The 683-nt window shown below is 40.7% G+C and carries 1 protein-coding gene; it reads right to left on the bottom strand.

What is annotated here, in order from left to right; all coding sequences use genetic code 11:
• Window positions 1–252: 252 nt before the first annotated feature.
• Window positions 253–683: hypothetical protein (locus A8707_RS30095; protein ID WP_068820426.1), on the bottom strand; the 431-nt coding region annotated here is incomplete at its 5' end.

Here is a 683-nt window from a genome sequence, read left to right as displayed (position 1 = left end):
CAACGTCACCAAAAACGTCACTTGCGGTTTGCGAAAATGCCCACTTTGGTCAGTAGGCTCTGTACAATGACTTCCATCGCTATTCATCCGGTGCTTGATTGATACTGGCACCCTATCCGATGGATAGCTTTCCTGTCAAAAAATGTCCGGACTATTGCTGTATGAATTGATTGAATATATTACAAAGCTTTAAAACTGAACGAAAAAGTATGGCTTGACTTCTCTTTCAGCAGTTAGCCAAAATTGCTTCCATCAAGTCAATAATCTAACTAAAAGAAACAAAAGTGCAACTATGAGCAAGCCACCATAGAATATGAACATGCGATCGCCGAACCACTTAGGCAAGAAGAAAATGTCGGTTGTTTGACCACGATAGGATTCCAAGTTTTCGGCGTAAATTGTCAGAGGACAAGTCCAATTATTGGCGATGAGAACGATTACTTCGATCGCAAACAAGCCGACTACAATCCAGGTGAGGATCGAGATCTTGTCAGCAACAACTTCATACAGTAGAACTGCCATGATGACATTGAAGAATACGAAGATCGCTGTATGAACAAATCTGATGAATGCGATTGAATGCAGCATTAGAGTGTGTTTGTAAATGAGTATTAAGCGGTCTTTTCTTTCCATCGGGTGTGGTTCTTTGTTAATCGTTTGAGCATTAACCGAATCATCACGAT

Origin of the sequence: Phormidesmis priestleyi BC1401, from assembly GCF_001650195.1 — a bacterium.
GTDB lineage: Bacteria > Cyanobacteriota > Cyanobacteriia > Leptolyngbyales > Leptolyngbyaceae > Phormidesmis_A > Phormidesmis_A priestleyi_B.
The sequence above is the reverse complement of the archived record's forward strand: the minus strand, read 5'-3'. Positions and strand labels throughout refer to the sequence as shown.